This window comes from Streptomyces sp. NPDC048484, from assembly GCF_040651415.1.
In the GTDB taxonomy this organism is placed as follows: Bacteria; Actinomycetota; Actinomycetes; order Streptomycetales; family Streptomycetaceae; genus Streptomyces.
Genome location: NZ_JBEZJY010000005.1, coordinates 57,271 through 70,772 on the forward strand (window position 1 = coordinate 57,271; position 13,502 = coordinate 70,772).

General features: G+C 72.7%; 11 protein-coding genes and 1 pseudogene. 9 read left to right on the plus strand and 3 right to left on the minus strand.

The features are described 5' to 3' along the window. The first annotated feature begins 66 nt into the window (after window positions 1-66). From AB0D14_RS06525 to AB0D14_RS06565, 9 genes are all read left to right on the plus strand, one after another. Window positions 67-1,071 carry a sugar ABC transporter substrate-binding protein gene (locus tag AB0D14_RS06525; RefSeq protein ID WP_362775481.1) on the plus strand — a complete coding sequence of 335 codons (1,005 nt, stop codon included), beginning with the start codon at window positions 67-69 and terminating at the stop codon, window positions 1,069-1,071. Next, on the plus strand, window positions 1,071-2,105 hold the full coding sequence (locus tag AB0D14_RS06530) for an ABC transporter permease (RefSeq protein ID WP_362775483.1): 1,035 nt from the start codon (window positions 1,071-1,073) through the stop codon (window positions 2,103-2,105). The genes AB0D14_RS06525 and AB0D14_RS06530 overlap by 1 nt, the downstream gene beginning before the upstream one ends. Further along, on the plus strand, window positions 2,102-2,962 hold the full coding sequence (locus tag AB0D14_RS06535; RefSeq protein ID WP_362775485.1) for an ATP-binding cassette domain-containing protein: 861 nt from the start codon (window positions 2,102-2,104) through the stop codon (window positions 2,960-2,962). Before AB0D14_RS06530 ends, AB0D14_RS06535 begins: the two co-directional genes overlap by 4 nt. A gap of 173 nt (window positions 2,963-3,135) precedes the next feature. Beyond that, window positions 3,136-4,320, plus strand: coding sequence for an ROK family glucokinase (locus AB0D14_RS06540; RefSeq protein WP_362775486.1), 1,185 nt, complete (start codon window positions 3,136-3,138; stop codon window positions 4,318-4,320). Next, window positions 4,317-4,898: a sugar kinase gene (locus tag AB0D14_RS06545; RefSeq protein ID WP_362775488.1), complete on the plus strand. Its 582-nt coding sequence runs from the start codon at window positions 4,317-4,319 to the stop codon at window positions 4,896-4,898. The genes AB0D14_RS06540 and AB0D14_RS06545 overlap by 4 nt, the downstream gene beginning before the upstream one ends. Before the next feature lie 121 nt (window positions 4,899-5,019). Further along, complete coding sequence (locus tag AB0D14_RS06550; RefSeq protein ID WP_362775490.1) at window positions 5,020-7,860, plus strand: DEAD/DEAH box helicase; 2,841 nt, start codon at window positions 5,020-5,022, stop codon at window positions 7,858-7,860. A gap of 92 nt (window positions 7,861-7,952) precedes the next feature. Beyond that, on the plus strand, window positions 7,953-10,046 hold the full coding sequence (locus AB0D14_RS06555) for an SWIM zinc finger family protein (protein ID WP_362775799.1): 2,094 nt from the start codon (window positions 7,953-7,955) through the stop codon (window positions 10,044-10,046). Window positions 10,047-10,196: 150 nt separating this feature from the next. Further along, window positions 10,197-11,474 (plus strand): molybdopterin-dependent oxidoreductase, encoded by a 1,278-nt coding sequence (locus AB0D14_RS06560; protein WP_362775492.1) that lies wholly within the window; start codon window positions 10,197-10,199, stop codon window positions 11,472-11,474. Next, window positions 11,474-11,935 carry a hypothetical protein gene (locus AB0D14_RS06565; RefSeq protein WP_362775493.1) on the plus strand — a complete coding sequence of 154 codons (462 nt, stop codon included), beginning with the start codon at window positions 11,474-11,476 and terminating at the stop codon, window positions 11,933-11,935. The genes AB0D14_RS06560 and AB0D14_RS06565 overlap by 1 nt, the downstream gene beginning before the upstream one ends. Window positions 11,936-11,984: 49 nt before the next feature. Here the strand turns inward: AB0D14_RS06565 and AB0D14_RS06570 are convergent. From AB0D14_RS06570 to AB0D14_RS06580, 3 genes and pseudogenes are all read right to left on the minus strand, one after another. Continuing rightward, window positions 11,985-12,122, minus strand: a pseudogene (locus AB0D14_RS06570) (SAM-dependent methyltransferase); the annotation flags it as partial. Beyond that, a complete protein-coding gene (locus tag AB0D14_RS06575; RefSeq protein WP_362775495.1) occupies window positions 12,119-12,736 on the minus strand; it encodes a DUF2064 domain-containing protein in 618 nt (205 codons plus the stop codon). The gene AB0D14_RS06575 and the pseudogene AB0D14_RS06570, both read right to left, overlap by 4 nt. Then, window positions 12,733-13,494, minus strand: a complete 762-nt coding sequence (locus AB0D14_RS06580) for a glycosyltransferase family 2 protein (protein WP_362775497.1) — start codon at window positions 13,492-13,494, stop codon at window positions 12,733-12,735. The genes AB0D14_RS06575 and AB0D14_RS06580 overlap by 4 nt, the downstream gene beginning before the upstream one ends. Window positions 13,495-13,502 lie beyond the last annotated feature (8 nt).

The window sequence follows — 13,502 nt, forward strand, 5'->3', positions numbered from 1 at the left end:
AATCCTTCGCTCCGTATTCGATACTTGGTCGTTCCATGTATCAGATACCAAGAAGGGCACAGCCTCGTGGCACGGTTTCGGACCTGGGTGAGCATCGCGGTGGCGGGGGCGCTGAGCGCGTCCCTGGCCGGGTGCAGCAGCACCGGCGGCAAGCGCGCCGAGGACGCCCGCAAAGCGGCGTCGGCCCAGGGCGGGGCCGCGGTGGACACGCCCCGCTGGACCGTCGCCATGATCACCCATTCGGGTGACGGCGACACCTTCTGGGACATCGTCCAGAGTGGCGCCGAGCAGGCCGCGGCCAAGGACAACATCAAGTTCCTGTACTCGCACGACGACGAGGGCCAGCAGCAGGCGCAGCTCGTGGACGCCGCCGTGGACAAGGGCGTCGACGGCATCGTCGTCACACTGGCCAAGCCCGCAGCCATGCGGAGCGCGGTCGCACGCGCCGCGAAGGCCGGCATCCCCGTGATCACCGTGAACTCCGGCTCCGAGGAGTCCAAGGCATTCGGCGCGCTCACCCATGTCGGCCAGGACGAGACGATCGCCGGTGAGGCCGTCGGGGACGAGCTGAACAGGCGTGGCCGGAAAAAGACCCTCTGCGTCCTCCACGAACAGGGCAACGTCGGCCACGAGCAGCGCTGCGCGGGTGTGAAGAAGACCTTCGACGGCACCGTGCGGAACCTGTACGTCGAGGGCACCGACATGTCGGCCGTCCAGTCCTCCGTCGGTGCCAAGCTCCAGGCCGACCCGTCCGTCGACGCCGTCGTGACGCTCGGCGCGCCCTACGCGGACACCGCGGTGAAGGCCCGGGAGGACGCGGGCAGCGAGGCCGAGGTCGTCACCTTCGACCTGAACGCCAAGGTGGCTGCCTCACTGGCGGACGGCACCCTCGGATTCGCCGTCGACCAGCAGCCGTACCTCCAGGGGTACGAGGCCGTGGACCTGCTCTGGCTGCACAAGTACAACGCCGACACGCTCGGCGGTGGCCGGCCCGTCCTCACCGGACCGCAGATCATCACCAAGGACCAGGCCGCCGAGCTGAAGCAGTACACGGAGCGGGGGACCCGGTGATGGCGACGGCACCCACGGCGGACGAACGGCTGCTGAGGACCTCGCCGCTGCGCAGGCTGCTCGGGCGCCCCGAGCTGGGCTCGGTGGTCGGCGCGCTCGCCGTCTTCCTCTTCTTCGCACTGGTCGCGGACAGCTTCGTACGAGCCGCCGGTCTGAGCACCGTGCTGTACGCGGCCTCCACGATCGGCATCATGGCGGTGCCCGTCGCGCTGCTGATGATCGGCGGCGAGTTCGACCTGTCCGCGGGCGTCATGGTGACCTCGTCCGCGCTGATCTCGTCGATGTTCAGCTACCAGATGACCGCGAACATCTGGGTGGGCGTCGGGGTGTCGCTCCTGGTCACCCTCGCGATCGGGTTCTTCAACGGTTTCATGCTGACGCGCACCGAGCTGCCCAGCTTCATCATCACCCTCGGCACCTTCCTCATGCTGACCGGCCTGAACCTCGGCTTCACCAAGCTGATCAGCGGCACCGTCTCCACGAAGACGATCGCCGACATGGAGGGCTTCTCGTCCGCCAAGGCCGTCTTCGCGTCCGTCCTCACCGTCGGCGGCGTCGACTTCAAGGTCACCATCCTGTGGTGGCTCGGCCTGGTGGCCATCGCCTCCTGGATCCTGCTGCGCACCCGCGTCGGTAACTGGATCTTCGCGGTCGGTGGCGGAAAAGAGGCGGCCCGCGCGGTCGGCGTCCCGGTCGTGAGGACCAAAATCGGCCTCTACATGGGAGTGTCCCTCGCCGCCTGGATCGCCGGACAGCACCTGCTCTTCTCCTTCGACGCCGTGCAGTCCGGCGAGGGCGTCGGCAAGGAGCTGACGTACATCATCGCGGCCGTCATCGGCGGCTGTCTGATCACCGGCGGCTACGGCTCCGCCATCGGCTCGGCGGTCGGCGCGCTGATCTTCGGCATGACCGACAAGGGCATCGTGTTCGCCGAGTGGAATCCCGACTGGTTCAAGTTCTTCCTGGGAGCGATGCTGCTCCTCGCGACCCTGCTGAACGCCTGGGTCCGCAAGCGCGCGGAGGCCACGACATGACGCAGCCCCCCGAGATCACGGCGACCCCCGGGATCAAAGTGACCACGGCGGCCCCGGCGGCCACGGGGTCCGCTGAGCGCACGCCCCTGGTCGAGCTCGACGACGTCAGTAAGTACTACGGCAACATCCGCGCCCTGGAGGGCGTCTCGCTGGAGGTCCACGCGGGTGAGATCACCTGTGTCCTCGGCGACAACGGCGCCGGCAAGTCGACCCTGATCAAGATCATCGCCGGGCTGCACCAGCACGACACGGGAACCTTCCGCATCGAGGGCGAGGACACCCGGCCGGCGTCCCCCAGGGAGGCCCTGGACCGCGGTATCGCCACGGTCTACCAGGACCTCGCCGTCGTCCCCCTGATGCCGGTCTGGCGGAACTTCTTCCTCGGCTCCGAACCACGGAAGGGCTCCGGCCCCTTCAAGCGCCTGGACGTCGACCTCATGCGCCGCACCACCCACACGGAACTCCTGCGCATGGGAATCGACCTGCGCGACGTAGACCAGCCCATCGGCACCCTCTCGGGCGGTGAGCGCCAGTGCGTGGCGATCGCCCGCGCCGTCCACTTCGGCGCCAAGGTCCTCGTCCTGGACGAGCCCACCGCGGCTCTGGGCGTGAAGCAGTCCGGAGTGGTCCTCAAATATGTGGCCGCGGCACGGGACGCTGGCCTGGGTGTTGTTCTGATCACCCACAACCCCCACCACGCGTACCTCGTGGGCAACCGCTTCGTCCTCCTCAAACGCGGCGCGATGGTCGGCAACCACACCCGCGACGAGATCACCCTGGACGAACTGACCCGCCAAATGGCGGGCGGCAACGAGCTGGACGACCTGCGCCATGAGCTGGAGGGCAGAGGGGCCTAGGGGTGCCCCGTCAGGGGCGCGCGGCTGTGCCAAGGTGCGGCTCCGCCGCGTGGGCGCGACCAGCCACGACGCTCCCGCAGGCAGCGAACGACCGGTACCACTTCAGGGCGGCCCGAGCGCAGCGGAGGGCGCCGCCGTGCAGCCAAGCGGCAGCGTGCGGCAGAATCGGCGCGATGAGCACCTACCGCGATTTCGCACTGCCCAGGGCGCTCGGCTCCGCCAGAGCCGCGGGCGCCCCCATCGGCTCCCGCCGCGCCACCGCCCTGCGCACCGTGGGCACGCGGGAGCGCCGTTCCCATCTGACGGCGCCGCGCGTACCCACCGTCGGCATCGACATCGGCGGTACGAAGGTGATGGCGGGTGTCGTCGACGCGGACGGCAACATTCTGGAGAAGGTCCGCACCGAGACCCCCGACAAGTCCAAGAGCCCCAGGGTCGTCGAGGACACCATCGTCGAACTGGTCCTGGACCTCTCCGACCGGCACGACGTCCACGCGGTCGGCATCGGCGCGGCGGGCTGGGTCGACGCGGACCGCAACCGCGTCCTGTTCGCGCCCCACCTGTCGTGGCGCAACGAGCCCCTCCGCGACCGTATCGCCGGACGCCTCGCCGTCCCCGTCCTGGTCGACAACGACGCCAACACGGCCGCCTGGGCGGAATGGCGCTTCGGAGCGGGTCGTGGCGAGGACCACCTCGTCATGATCACGCTCGGTACCGGCATCGGCGGCGCCATCCTGGAGGACGGGCAGGTCAAGCGCGGCAAGTTCGGTGTCGCGGGCGAGTTCGGCCATATGCAGGTGGTGCCCGGCGGCCACCGCTGCCCGTGCGGCAACCGCGGCTGCTGGGAGCAGTACAGCTCCGGCAACGCCCTGGTCCGCGAGGCCCGCGAGCTAGCCGCCGCCGACTCCCCGGTGGCGTACGGGATCATCGAGCACGTCAAGGGCAACATCGACGAGATCACCGGCCCGATGATCACCGAGCTGGCCCGTGAGGGCGACGCGATGTGCATCGAGTTGCTCCAGGACATCGGCCAGTGGCTCGGCGTCGGCATCGCGAACCTCGCGGCGGCCCTCGACCCCTCCTGCTTCGTCATCGGCGGCGGCGTCAGTGCGGCCGACGACCTGCTGATCGGCCCTGCGCGGGACGCCTTCCGCCGTCAGCTGACCGGCCGCGGCTACCGTCCCGAGGCCCGGATCGCCCGCGCCCAGCTCGGCCCCGAGGCCGGCATGGTCGGCGCCGCGGACCTCGCCCGGCTGGTGGCCCGCCGCTTCCGGCGCGCCAACCGGCGCCGGGTCGAGCGGTACGAACGCTACGAGCGGTACGCCGAGTCGCGCCGCGAGGCGCAGGAGACGCTGTGACGGCCTCGCTGCCGCGCCAGGCGCCCCCTCCGGACGAGCCGCCGCGGCCGCCCGAGGAGCGGGGCCACATGATCCGCCGTCGCGCCCTGACCCTGCTGATCATCGTGCTGCTCATCGGCGTCCCGGCCGGCTACCTGATGATCTCCGCCAACCAGAGCCGCGACAGCGGCAAGGACAAGGAGGCGAAGTACTCGGCGACCGGACTCACCCCGGGCTGGCCCTCCCGCGTCCAGCGCCGCCTGTACCAGGTGCCCATCCCGGGCTACTCGGCCGAGGTCGCGTACTACGAGACGAACAACTGGAGGACCAGCCGGCTCTACGTCCAGTTCCTCACCAGCGACGAGGGCCTGGAGAAGTTCCTCAGGACCATCGGCACCAGCCTCGACGCCCTGAAGAAGGACGACATCGCCATCGGCACCCGCGACCGGCGCGTCGTCGGCTGGGAGTTCACCGGACCCGGCCCCTGGTCGGGCCTCAACCGCGAGCGGGAGAACCCGACGCCCACGCATCACATCGTCGTGGACTGGTCGAAGCCCGGCCACCCCATGGTCTACGTGGTCTCCAGAACGACGCCCTGACCCGCCCCGCCCTGCTCCGCCCCGCCCTGCCGTCGAACCGCGTTGTCAGACCCGGCCCGTAGAGTCGAAGACGAGTGATGCGGCGAGTGATCCGTTCGGGGCGAGGGAGGTGGCCGGGAGTATGAGTGCGGGGGAGACGCGTGCCGATTCCGGTACCGGCCCCGAGGTGTCCGCCCGGCTGGCCGCCGTGTTCCTGCCCGCCGCGCTGCCCCGCGGCGGCCGGATCGCCTTCTGGGACCCGGAGGGCGGGACACCGGTCCCCGCGCCGGACACCGAGCTGACGGTCGTACGGCGGCACGGGACGGGGACCCGACGACTGTCGGTCCCCGCGCTGACGCTGCCGGTCACCGCCGCTCTGCCGCTGCTGGTGCGGGCCAGGCGGGACCCCGCAGCGCATCCCGCCACGGCCTGCTGGGGCGCCGCCGCACTGCACGCGCTGCGGCTCGTCGCGCGCGGCCGGCTCCTGCCCGGCCTGACGCCCGACGGATTCGACGCGTGGCGCGCCGGCCCCCTGGACCCGGACGACATCGCCCACCTGAGGGCGATCGCCGCGGCCCTCCCGTACGAGGGACACGCCGTACCCCTGCCGGGCCGCGGCCCGCTCCGGCTGCCCGAGCCCGAAGCGCTGACACGTGCCTTCCTGGACGCGGTCGCCGACGCCCTGCCCCGCACCCCGGCCGCGCCGTACGCCGCCGGGAAACCCTTCGCGGCGAGCGCGCCCCAGCGACTGCCGGGCGCCCAGGACTGGGCCGCGGAGGTCGCCGCGGGCATGGACGCGGGGGTCCGGATCTCCCTGCGTCTGGACCTGTCCGCGTACGAGCTCTTCGACGACAGCGAGGACGCGCGACGGGCGGGCGCGGCCGTCGTCCAGGTGCACAGCCTGGCCGACCCCACCCTCGTCGTCGACGCGGCGGCCCTGTGGGCGGGCACCGCGGACGCCACCTTCGGCCCGCGCGCCCGGGTCGACGCAGCCCTGGCCGTGCGCCGCGCCGCCCGCGTCTGGCCGCCCCTGGACCGGCTGTCCGCACAGGACGTGCCGGACGTACTGGCACTCTCCGAGGACGAGCTGTCGGACCTGCTCGGTGTCGCGGCGACCCGCCTCGGCGCGGCCGGCGTCGCCGTGCACTGGCCCCGGGATCTCGCCCAGGACCTGAGCGCGTCCGCCGTCGTGCGCCCCGCTCCGGGCTCGGCCACGGACGGCACGGGCTTCTTCGAGAGCGAGGAACTGCTCCAGTTCCGCTGGCAGCTGGCACTCGGCGGCGATCCGCTCAGCGAGGCGGAGATGGACGCCCTCGCCGAGGCACACCGTCCCGTCGTCCGGCTGCGGGACCAGTGGGTGCTCGTCGACCCGGCCCTCGTCCGCAAGGCCCGCAAGCGCGAGCTGGGTCTGCTCGACCCGGTCGACGCCCTCTCCGCGGCGCTCACCGGCAGCGTGGACGTCGACGGAGAGACCGTCGAGGCGGTGCCGGTCGGAGCGCTCGCCGCGCTGCGCGACCGCCTGACGGCCGGACTGCGGCCCGCCGAACCGCCCCCCGGCCTGGTGGCGACCCTCCGCGACTACCAACTGCGCGGACTGGCCTGGCTCGACCTCATGACCTCGCTAGGCCTCGGCGGCTGCCTCGCCGACGACATGGGGCTCGGCAAGACCGTCACCCTCATCGCCCTCCATCTGAAGCGGGCGCGCACCGAGCCGACCCTGGTGATCTGCCCCGCCTCGCTGCTCGGCAACTGGCAGCGGGAGATCGAGCGGTTCGCCCCCGGCGTGCCCGTGCGCCGCTTCCACGGCGCGGACCGCTCCCTGGCCGACCTGGACGGCGGCTTCGTCCTGACCACCTACGGGACGATGCGGTCGACCGCGGTGCGTCTGGCCCAGCAGACCTGGGGCATGGTCGTCGCGGACGAGGCACAGCACGTCAAGAACCCGTACTCGGCGACGGCCAAGGCGCTGCGGACGATCTCCGCACCGGCCAGGGTCGCCCTGAGCGGTACGCCGGTGGAGAACAACCTCTCCGAACTGTGGGCGCTGCTCGACTGGACGACTCCGGGACTCCTCGGCCCCCTGAAGTCCTTCCGCGCCCGGCACGCGCGCGCCGTGGAGAACGGCGAGGACGAGGAGGCCGTGGCCCGCCTCGCCCGCCTGATCCGCCCCTTCCTCCTCCGGCGCAAGAAGTCCGACCCGGGCATCGTCCCCGAACTGCCTCCCAAGACGGAGACGGACCACCCCGTCCCCCTCAGCCGCGAACAGGCCTCCCTGTACGAGGCCGTGGTCCGCGAGTCGATGCTCGCCATCGAGATCACGAACGGCATCGCCAGGCGGGGCCTCGTGCTCAAGCTCCTCACCGCGCTCAAGCAGATCTGCGACCATCCGGCGCTGTACCTGAAGGAGGAACCGGACGGGCGCCCCGGCGGCTCGGGGACGGCTCGCGAGGCCGCCCGTTCCGGCAAGCTGGCCCTGCTCGACGAGTTGCTGGACACGCTGCTCGCCGAGGACGGCTCGGCGCTCGTCTTCACCCAGTACGTGGGGATGGCCCGGTTGATCACGAACCACCTCACGGCACGCGCGGTCCCCGTCGAACTGCTCCACGGCGGCACCCCGGTGCCGGAGCGCGAACGCATGGTGGACCGGTTCCAGAGCGGAGCGACGCCCATCCTGATCCTCTCGCTGAAGGCGGCCGGCACGGGCCTCAACCTCACGCGCGCAGGCCATGTCATCCACTTCGACCGCTGGTGGAACCCCGCCGTCGAGGAGCAGGCCACCGACCGCGCCTACCGCATCGGCCAGACCCAGCCCGTCCAGGTGCACCGCCTCATCACCGAGGGCACCGTCGAGGACCGCATCGCCGACATGCTCGCCTCCAAGCGCGCCCTGGCGGACGCCGTCCTCGGGTCCGGCGAGGCGTCCCTGACGGAGCTGACCGACCGCGACCTGTCCGACCTGGTGTCACTGCGGAGGCCCACGTGATGTCTCCGACGGATCAGCCGGGTACGGGCGACGGGGCGGACGAGCAGGCCGACGAGGTGCCCTCGGCGAACCGACCTCGCCCGGCCGGCGGGATGCGGCCCGCCGACGCCGCCCGCCGGGCCCTGCGGGAGGCCCGGCGCGGTGATGCGGGCGCCGCAGGTTCCGGTGCCCCGGGCGCGGGCGCAAGCTCGGTGGAGCCCGACTCCACCGCGCCGGGCACGCGCCCGGCCCCGGAAGAGCATCCGGCCCCGGAAGCGCGCCCGGCGGCTGCTGAGCAGAGGCGTGGAGCCACTGAGGGCGCCGCGGCGCACGGGGCCCGGCCGGGCGACGTCGCGCGCGAGGCACTGCGGCGTGCTGCGGTCCGTACCGGCGGCGGGGCCGCCGAGGAGACTGAGGAGATCGAGGACGAGCTGGGCGCACCGGGCTCCGGGGGCACGGAGGAGCCCGATGCGGAGAGCCGGGGCCCAGCCCCCGACCGGCCGGCGGCAAGCCGTCCCGACGTGGACTCCGAGTCGCCCGTGGGCGGCCCGCCCGACGTCTCTTCGGGAAGCTCGCGCCCCGGCGACGTGGCCCGCGAGGCCCTGCGTGCCGCGCGCACCCAGGCGGAGCGGGAGCGAACCGCCGCCCAGACCAAGGGAGTCGGGTCCCGCAGACGGCACGGCGGCGTTGAACCCACCCCCCTCGGACCTCGCCCGAGCACGTCGCACCGCGAGGCGGCGGCCCAGGTCCGGGAGATGGCCGAGAGGCTGGGCAACACCTTCGAGCTGTCGTCCCGGATGGAGAGGGAAGCCCGGACGGATGAGCCCGACGCCGAGCCGGGCCCCACACATCCGGCGGTGACCCCCGACGCCGACGCCCATGTCCATGCCGATGCCGACGACCCGGGTCCCGCGCGGCGCGCTGTCACCGTGCCAGGTCGGTCCATGGCCGCCCCGGCCCGCGACGGCGAGCTGCGGCGTACCTTCCCCGCGCTACGGGTACGGCCGCAGGGCGCCGGCGCGTTCGCCGAGACGTGGTGGGGCAACGCGTGGGTCGCCGCGTTGGAGGAGATGGCGCTCGACGCGGCGCGACTCGGGCGCGGGAAGGCGTACGCGGGGGAGGGGCACGTCGATGCCATCACCGTCACACCGGGGCTGGTGCTCGCCTACGTGCACGGGAGCCGCCCGCGGCCGTACCGGGTACAGATCCGGATGCGTACGCTCTCGGACGACGACTGGGAGCGCTTCCTCGCCGCCGCCGCCGAACGCCCGAGCCACATCGCGGCGTTGCTCGACAAGGACCTGCCCCAGGTGCTCGCCGACAGCGGGGTGGAGCTGCTCCCCGGACCCGGCGACCTCGCACCGCACTGCAGCTGCCCCGACTCCGGCCACCCCTGCAAACACGCGGCCGCCCTCTGTTACCAGACCGCGCGCCTGCTGGACGAAGACCCGTTCGTGCTCCTCCTGTTGCGCGGCAGGGGCGAGCGCGAGCTGCTGGACGAGCTGTCCCGGCGCAACGCCACCCTGGCCGCCCGTTCGGCCCGGTCCGCCGAGGAACCGGAACTTCCGGGCGTACCGGCCGCCGAGGCCGTCGAGTCCCGCGTGCGGCCGCCGCTGCCACCCCCGTTGCCGCCGCCCGCGCATCCGGAGCAGCCCCCGGCCTACCCGGCGTCACCGGGCGGCCCCGACCCGTTCGCGCTGGACCAGCTGGCCACCGACGCTGCCGCCCGCGCGCACGCCCTGCTCACCGCGGGCCGTGATCCCCTCGCCGAGCTGACGCTCTGGCAGGACGCCGTCCGGCTCGCCGCCAACCGCCCGGGCTCCGGCCTCACGGCAACCACCCGCACCCTCTACGCGTCCCTGGCCACCGCCGCGCGCCGCACCCCGGGGGACCTGGCCCGCGCGGTCGCCGCGTGGCGCCAGGGCGGGCTCGAAGGTCTCGCCGTACTCGAAGAAGTCTGGGACCCTCCGGCGGGTCGTTTCGACCGCGCCCGCCCACTCCTTCTCGCGGCCGACTTCCCCGCCTTCCGGCCCTGGCACAACCACCTCACACACCCCCACGGCCACATACAGCTCCGCCTGGGACACGACGGCCTCTGGTACGCCTACGAGTCGGAACCGGGCCACGACGACTGGTGGCCCCGCGGCACCCCCGACCTGGACCCGGTCGGCGCCCTCACCGGCCTGGGCTCGCCGACCGACTTCTGAGCGCGAGCCCCGAGCGGCCTGACCACACCGATGCCCACGCGACGGGGGAACGCCAGGGGGCCGTGCCGAGGCCGTCGCGCGTGCGGACGTCAGCGTTTCGTCATGTGTCGAAGGCTCTTCTCCGCAGGTGCAGCGGCCTACGGTCGTCGCATGTCACGGTTGCCCGCCCCATCCTCCTCTCCCACATCTCCCGGTTTCTGGCGCAGTCCCGTGCGCGGTCCGTGGTTCACCTCGGTGCTCGGTGTCGTGCTGCTCGGCGGGATCACCGTGCTGTTCGTGACGGGGCTGCTGTCGTACGCCGCGTACAACCCGGACCTGTCGCCGGTGAACGACAAGACCCCTGGCAAGGGCCTTCTCGGCTTCTATCTCTTTGCCTGGCCGACGCATCCGTACTGGCTGTACCGGCTCACCCAGGGCGTTCATGTCACGCTCGGCATCACGCTCGTCCCCGTCCTGCTGGCCAAGCTGTGGTCGGTGGTGCCGAAGCTGTTCGCGCTGCCGCCGGCCCGGTCGCTCGCGCACGCCCTGGAGCGGGTCTCCCTGCTGCTTCTGGTCGGCGGCGCGCTGTTCGAGTTCGTGACGGGTGTGCTCAATGTCCAGCTGGACTACCTCTTCCCCGGCTCCTTCTATCCGCTGCACTTCTACGGCGCCTGGGTGTTCTTCGCCGCGTTCCTGGTGCACGCGGTGCTCCGGGCCCCCGCCGCCGTACGCAATGTGCGTCGCATGCGGGCGGGGAAGGGCCCTCAGGAGGAGGCGGGTGGGGAGGCGGACTTCCCGCTGGTCTCCCCGCGGCCGGCCGAGCCCACCGTGTCCCGGCGTGGCGCGCTGTGGTTGGTCGGTGGCGGTTCGCTGCTTCTGTTCGGCACCACGGCCGGACAGAGCTTCGACGGTCCGCTGCGGCGCACCGCCCTCCTGGCGCCGCACGGTGGCGCCGATCCGGGCAGCGGCCCCGGCGGCTTCCAGATCAACAAGACCGCCGCGTCCCGGGGGATCAGCGCCGCCGAGACGCGCGAGGACGTCTGGCAGCTGGTCCTCACCGGGCCCTCCGGGACCGTCCGGTTGAGCCGCGCCCAACTGCTCGAACTGCCGCTGCACAGTTCGGCGTTGCCCATCGCCTGTGTGGAGGGCTGGTCGACCGGCGACCAGTGGTGGCGGGGCGTACGGCTGCGGGAACTCGCCGCCCTCGTCGGGTACGACGCGGACGCGGCACCCGAGGTCATGGTGGAGTCCCTCCAGCGACACGGCGCTTTCCGCAAGGCCGCCCTGCGGTCCAACCAGGTGCGTGACCCGCGTTCCCTGCTCGCTCTGGACGTCAACGGCGAGCCGCTCACCCCCGACCACGGTTACCCCGCCCGGATCATCGTGCCCGCGGCGCCCGGAGTGCTCAACACCAAGTGGGTGGCCCGGATGACGTTCGGAGACGTGTGATGCGCAGAATGTTCCCTTCGCTGGGAAGTCCCCTGCAGTTTCTGCTCCTGGCCTGCTCGTTCGCGCTCGCCGGATATGCGGGTGTGCGTCTGCTGTCCGGGGACCTGCTCGGGGTGACGCTGTGGTTCGTGGGCGCGGCGGTGCTGCACGACCTGGTGTTTCTGCCGCTGTACGCGACCGTGGACCGGGCCGTCACCGGCGTGCTCGGTGCCGTCGGCCGCCGGGAGTGGACTCTGTACGTCCGGGTGCCGGCGGCCTTTTCCGGGCTTCTGCTGCTGGTGTGGTTCCCGTTGATCAGCGGCCGGGTCGCGGACGGCTACGAGTCGGCCACCGGCCAGTCCGCGGACGGCTTCCTCGCCCGCTGGCTGCTGATCACCGCCGTGCTGTTCGGCGGTTCCGCCCTGCTGCTGGTGCTGCGGCTGCGCAGGGAGACGAAGCAGCGGCCACCGGCCGACCACTGATCCACGGTGCGCCGGCCCAGCGGGCGGGCGTACCGCAGCAGCGCCCGGGGTCCAGTGGCAGCAGCCAGCCGTCGCCGCGGCGCAGGAAGAGCGGTCCGTGGCCGGCCCGGAGGGCGTCGGCGTAGGGATCGGCGGACCAGCTCTGCTCGGCGGGATCCCGCGCCATCACTTCAAGCGCTGTGCTCATCGGCGGCCGGCCGTCCGCAGCCGGGCCAGTTCCGCGGCGAAGCAGCCGTGCGGCGCCAAGGCGGCGACCGCTTCGGCGTCGGCGGACGTGTCCACGTCCCGCAGCCGCGGCAGATCGCGCACCCGCAGGCCCGCGGCGACGAGCCGGGCGCGCTGGACGGCGCCGGTGATGGGCGTCGACATCGGAACCCCGCGCAGCAGCTCGGGGTCCGGCTCCGCCAGCCCGAGCGCCCAGAAGCCGCCGTCCTCGGCCGCGCCGAAGCAGGCGTCGTACCCGTCGAAGTCCACAGCGAGCAGGCCAGGGGTGATCTGCGGTGTGTCCATCCCGATCAGCAGGGCCGGGCCGTCGCAGCCGGCGAAGGCCGCCGCCAGCCGCTCGTCGAGGCCGCCCGCGCACTGCGGTACGACATCGAAGCCGGGCGGCAGCCAGGGCCCGGCGGTCCCGTCCAGGACCAGGACCCGACGCCGAGCGGGTGCCGCGGCCACCGCGCGCAGGGTGTCCGTGAGGGCCGCCTCGGCGAGCGCCGCCGCCTCCTCGGGCGTGAACGACGGCGTGAGCCGGGTCTTCACCCGTCCCGGCCGCGGTTCCTTGGCGATGACGAGCAGGGTGGTCACCGGCGGGGTCCTCCTTGTGCCTGCGCTGTTTGTGCCTGCGCTGTGGCCGCCGCGGGTACGGCGGGTCGCTCGGCCAGGACGCGGCTCATGTCCCGTACCGCCTGCCAGGTGCCGCGCCAGGTCCCGGTCACCTTCGAGGCACCGGAGCGCGGCAGGTACGGGACGTCGTGCTCGGTGACGTGCCAGCCCGCGTCGGCGGCGCGCACGACCATCTGCAAGGGGTAGCCGCTGCGCCGGTCGGTCAGGTCCAGGCCGAGCAGTGCCTCGCGGCGGGCGGCGCGCAGGGGACCAAGGTCGTGCAGGCGCAGACCGGTGCGGCGGCGCAGCATCAGGGAGAGCGCGAGATTGCCTGCCCGGGCATGCGCGGGCCAGGCACCCCGGCCCTGCGGCCGACGCCGCCCGAGCACCAAATCGGCCTCCCCGTCCAGCACTTCGCGTACGAACGGCACGAGCAGGGCCGGATCCAGCGAGGCGTCGCAGTCGCAGAAACACACGAATTCGGCTGTCGCGGCGGTCAGCCCCGCATGGCAGGCGGCGCCGAAGCCGCGCCGGGCTTCGTGGACGACGGTCGCGCCGTGCTCGCGGGCGAGGTCGGCCGAGCCGTCGGTGGAGCCGTTGTCCACGACGAGGGCACGCCAGCCGGGCGGAATGCGGGAGAGCACCCAGGGCAGTGCCTCGGCCTCGTTGAGACAGGGGAGGACGACATCGACGAGACAGGGGAGGACGACATCGACGTCCTCGGATGCGGAAGGGGTCATCACGGCTC

Coding starts and splice junctions, on each gene's coding strand:
- AB0D14_RS06530 (WP_362775483.1), top strand. CDS start 1,071: ATGGCGACGGCACCCACGGCGGACGAACGGCTGCTGAGGACCTCGCCG.
- AB0D14_RS06535 (WP_362775485.1), top strand. CDS start 2,102: ATGACGCAGCCCCCCGAGATCACGGCGACCCCCGGGATCAAAGTGACC.
- AB0D14_RS06540 (WP_362775486.1), top strand. CDS start 3,136: ATGAGCACCTACCGCGATTTCGCACTGCCCAGGGCGCTCGGCTCCGCC.
- AB0D14_RS06550 (WP_362775490.1), top strand. CDS start 5,020: ATGAGTGCGGGGGAGACGCGTGCCGATTCCGGTACCGGCCCCGAGGTG.
- AB0D14_RS06555 (WP_362775799.1), top strand. CDS start 7,953: ATGCGGCCCGCCGACGCCGCCCGCCGGGCCCTGCGGGAGGCCCGGCGC.
- AB0D14_RS06560 (WP_362775492.1), top strand. CDS start 10,197: ATGTCACGGTTGCCCGCCCCATCCTCCTCTCCCACATCTCCCGGTTTC.
- AB0D14_RS06565 (WP_362775493.1), top strand. CDS start 11,474: ATGCGCAGAATGTTCCCTTCGCTGGGAAGTCCCCTGCAGTTTCTGCTC.
- AB0D14_RS06580 (WP_362775497.1), bottom strand. CDS start 13,494: ATGACCCCTTCCGCATCCGAGGACGTCGATGTCGTCCTCCCCTGTCTC.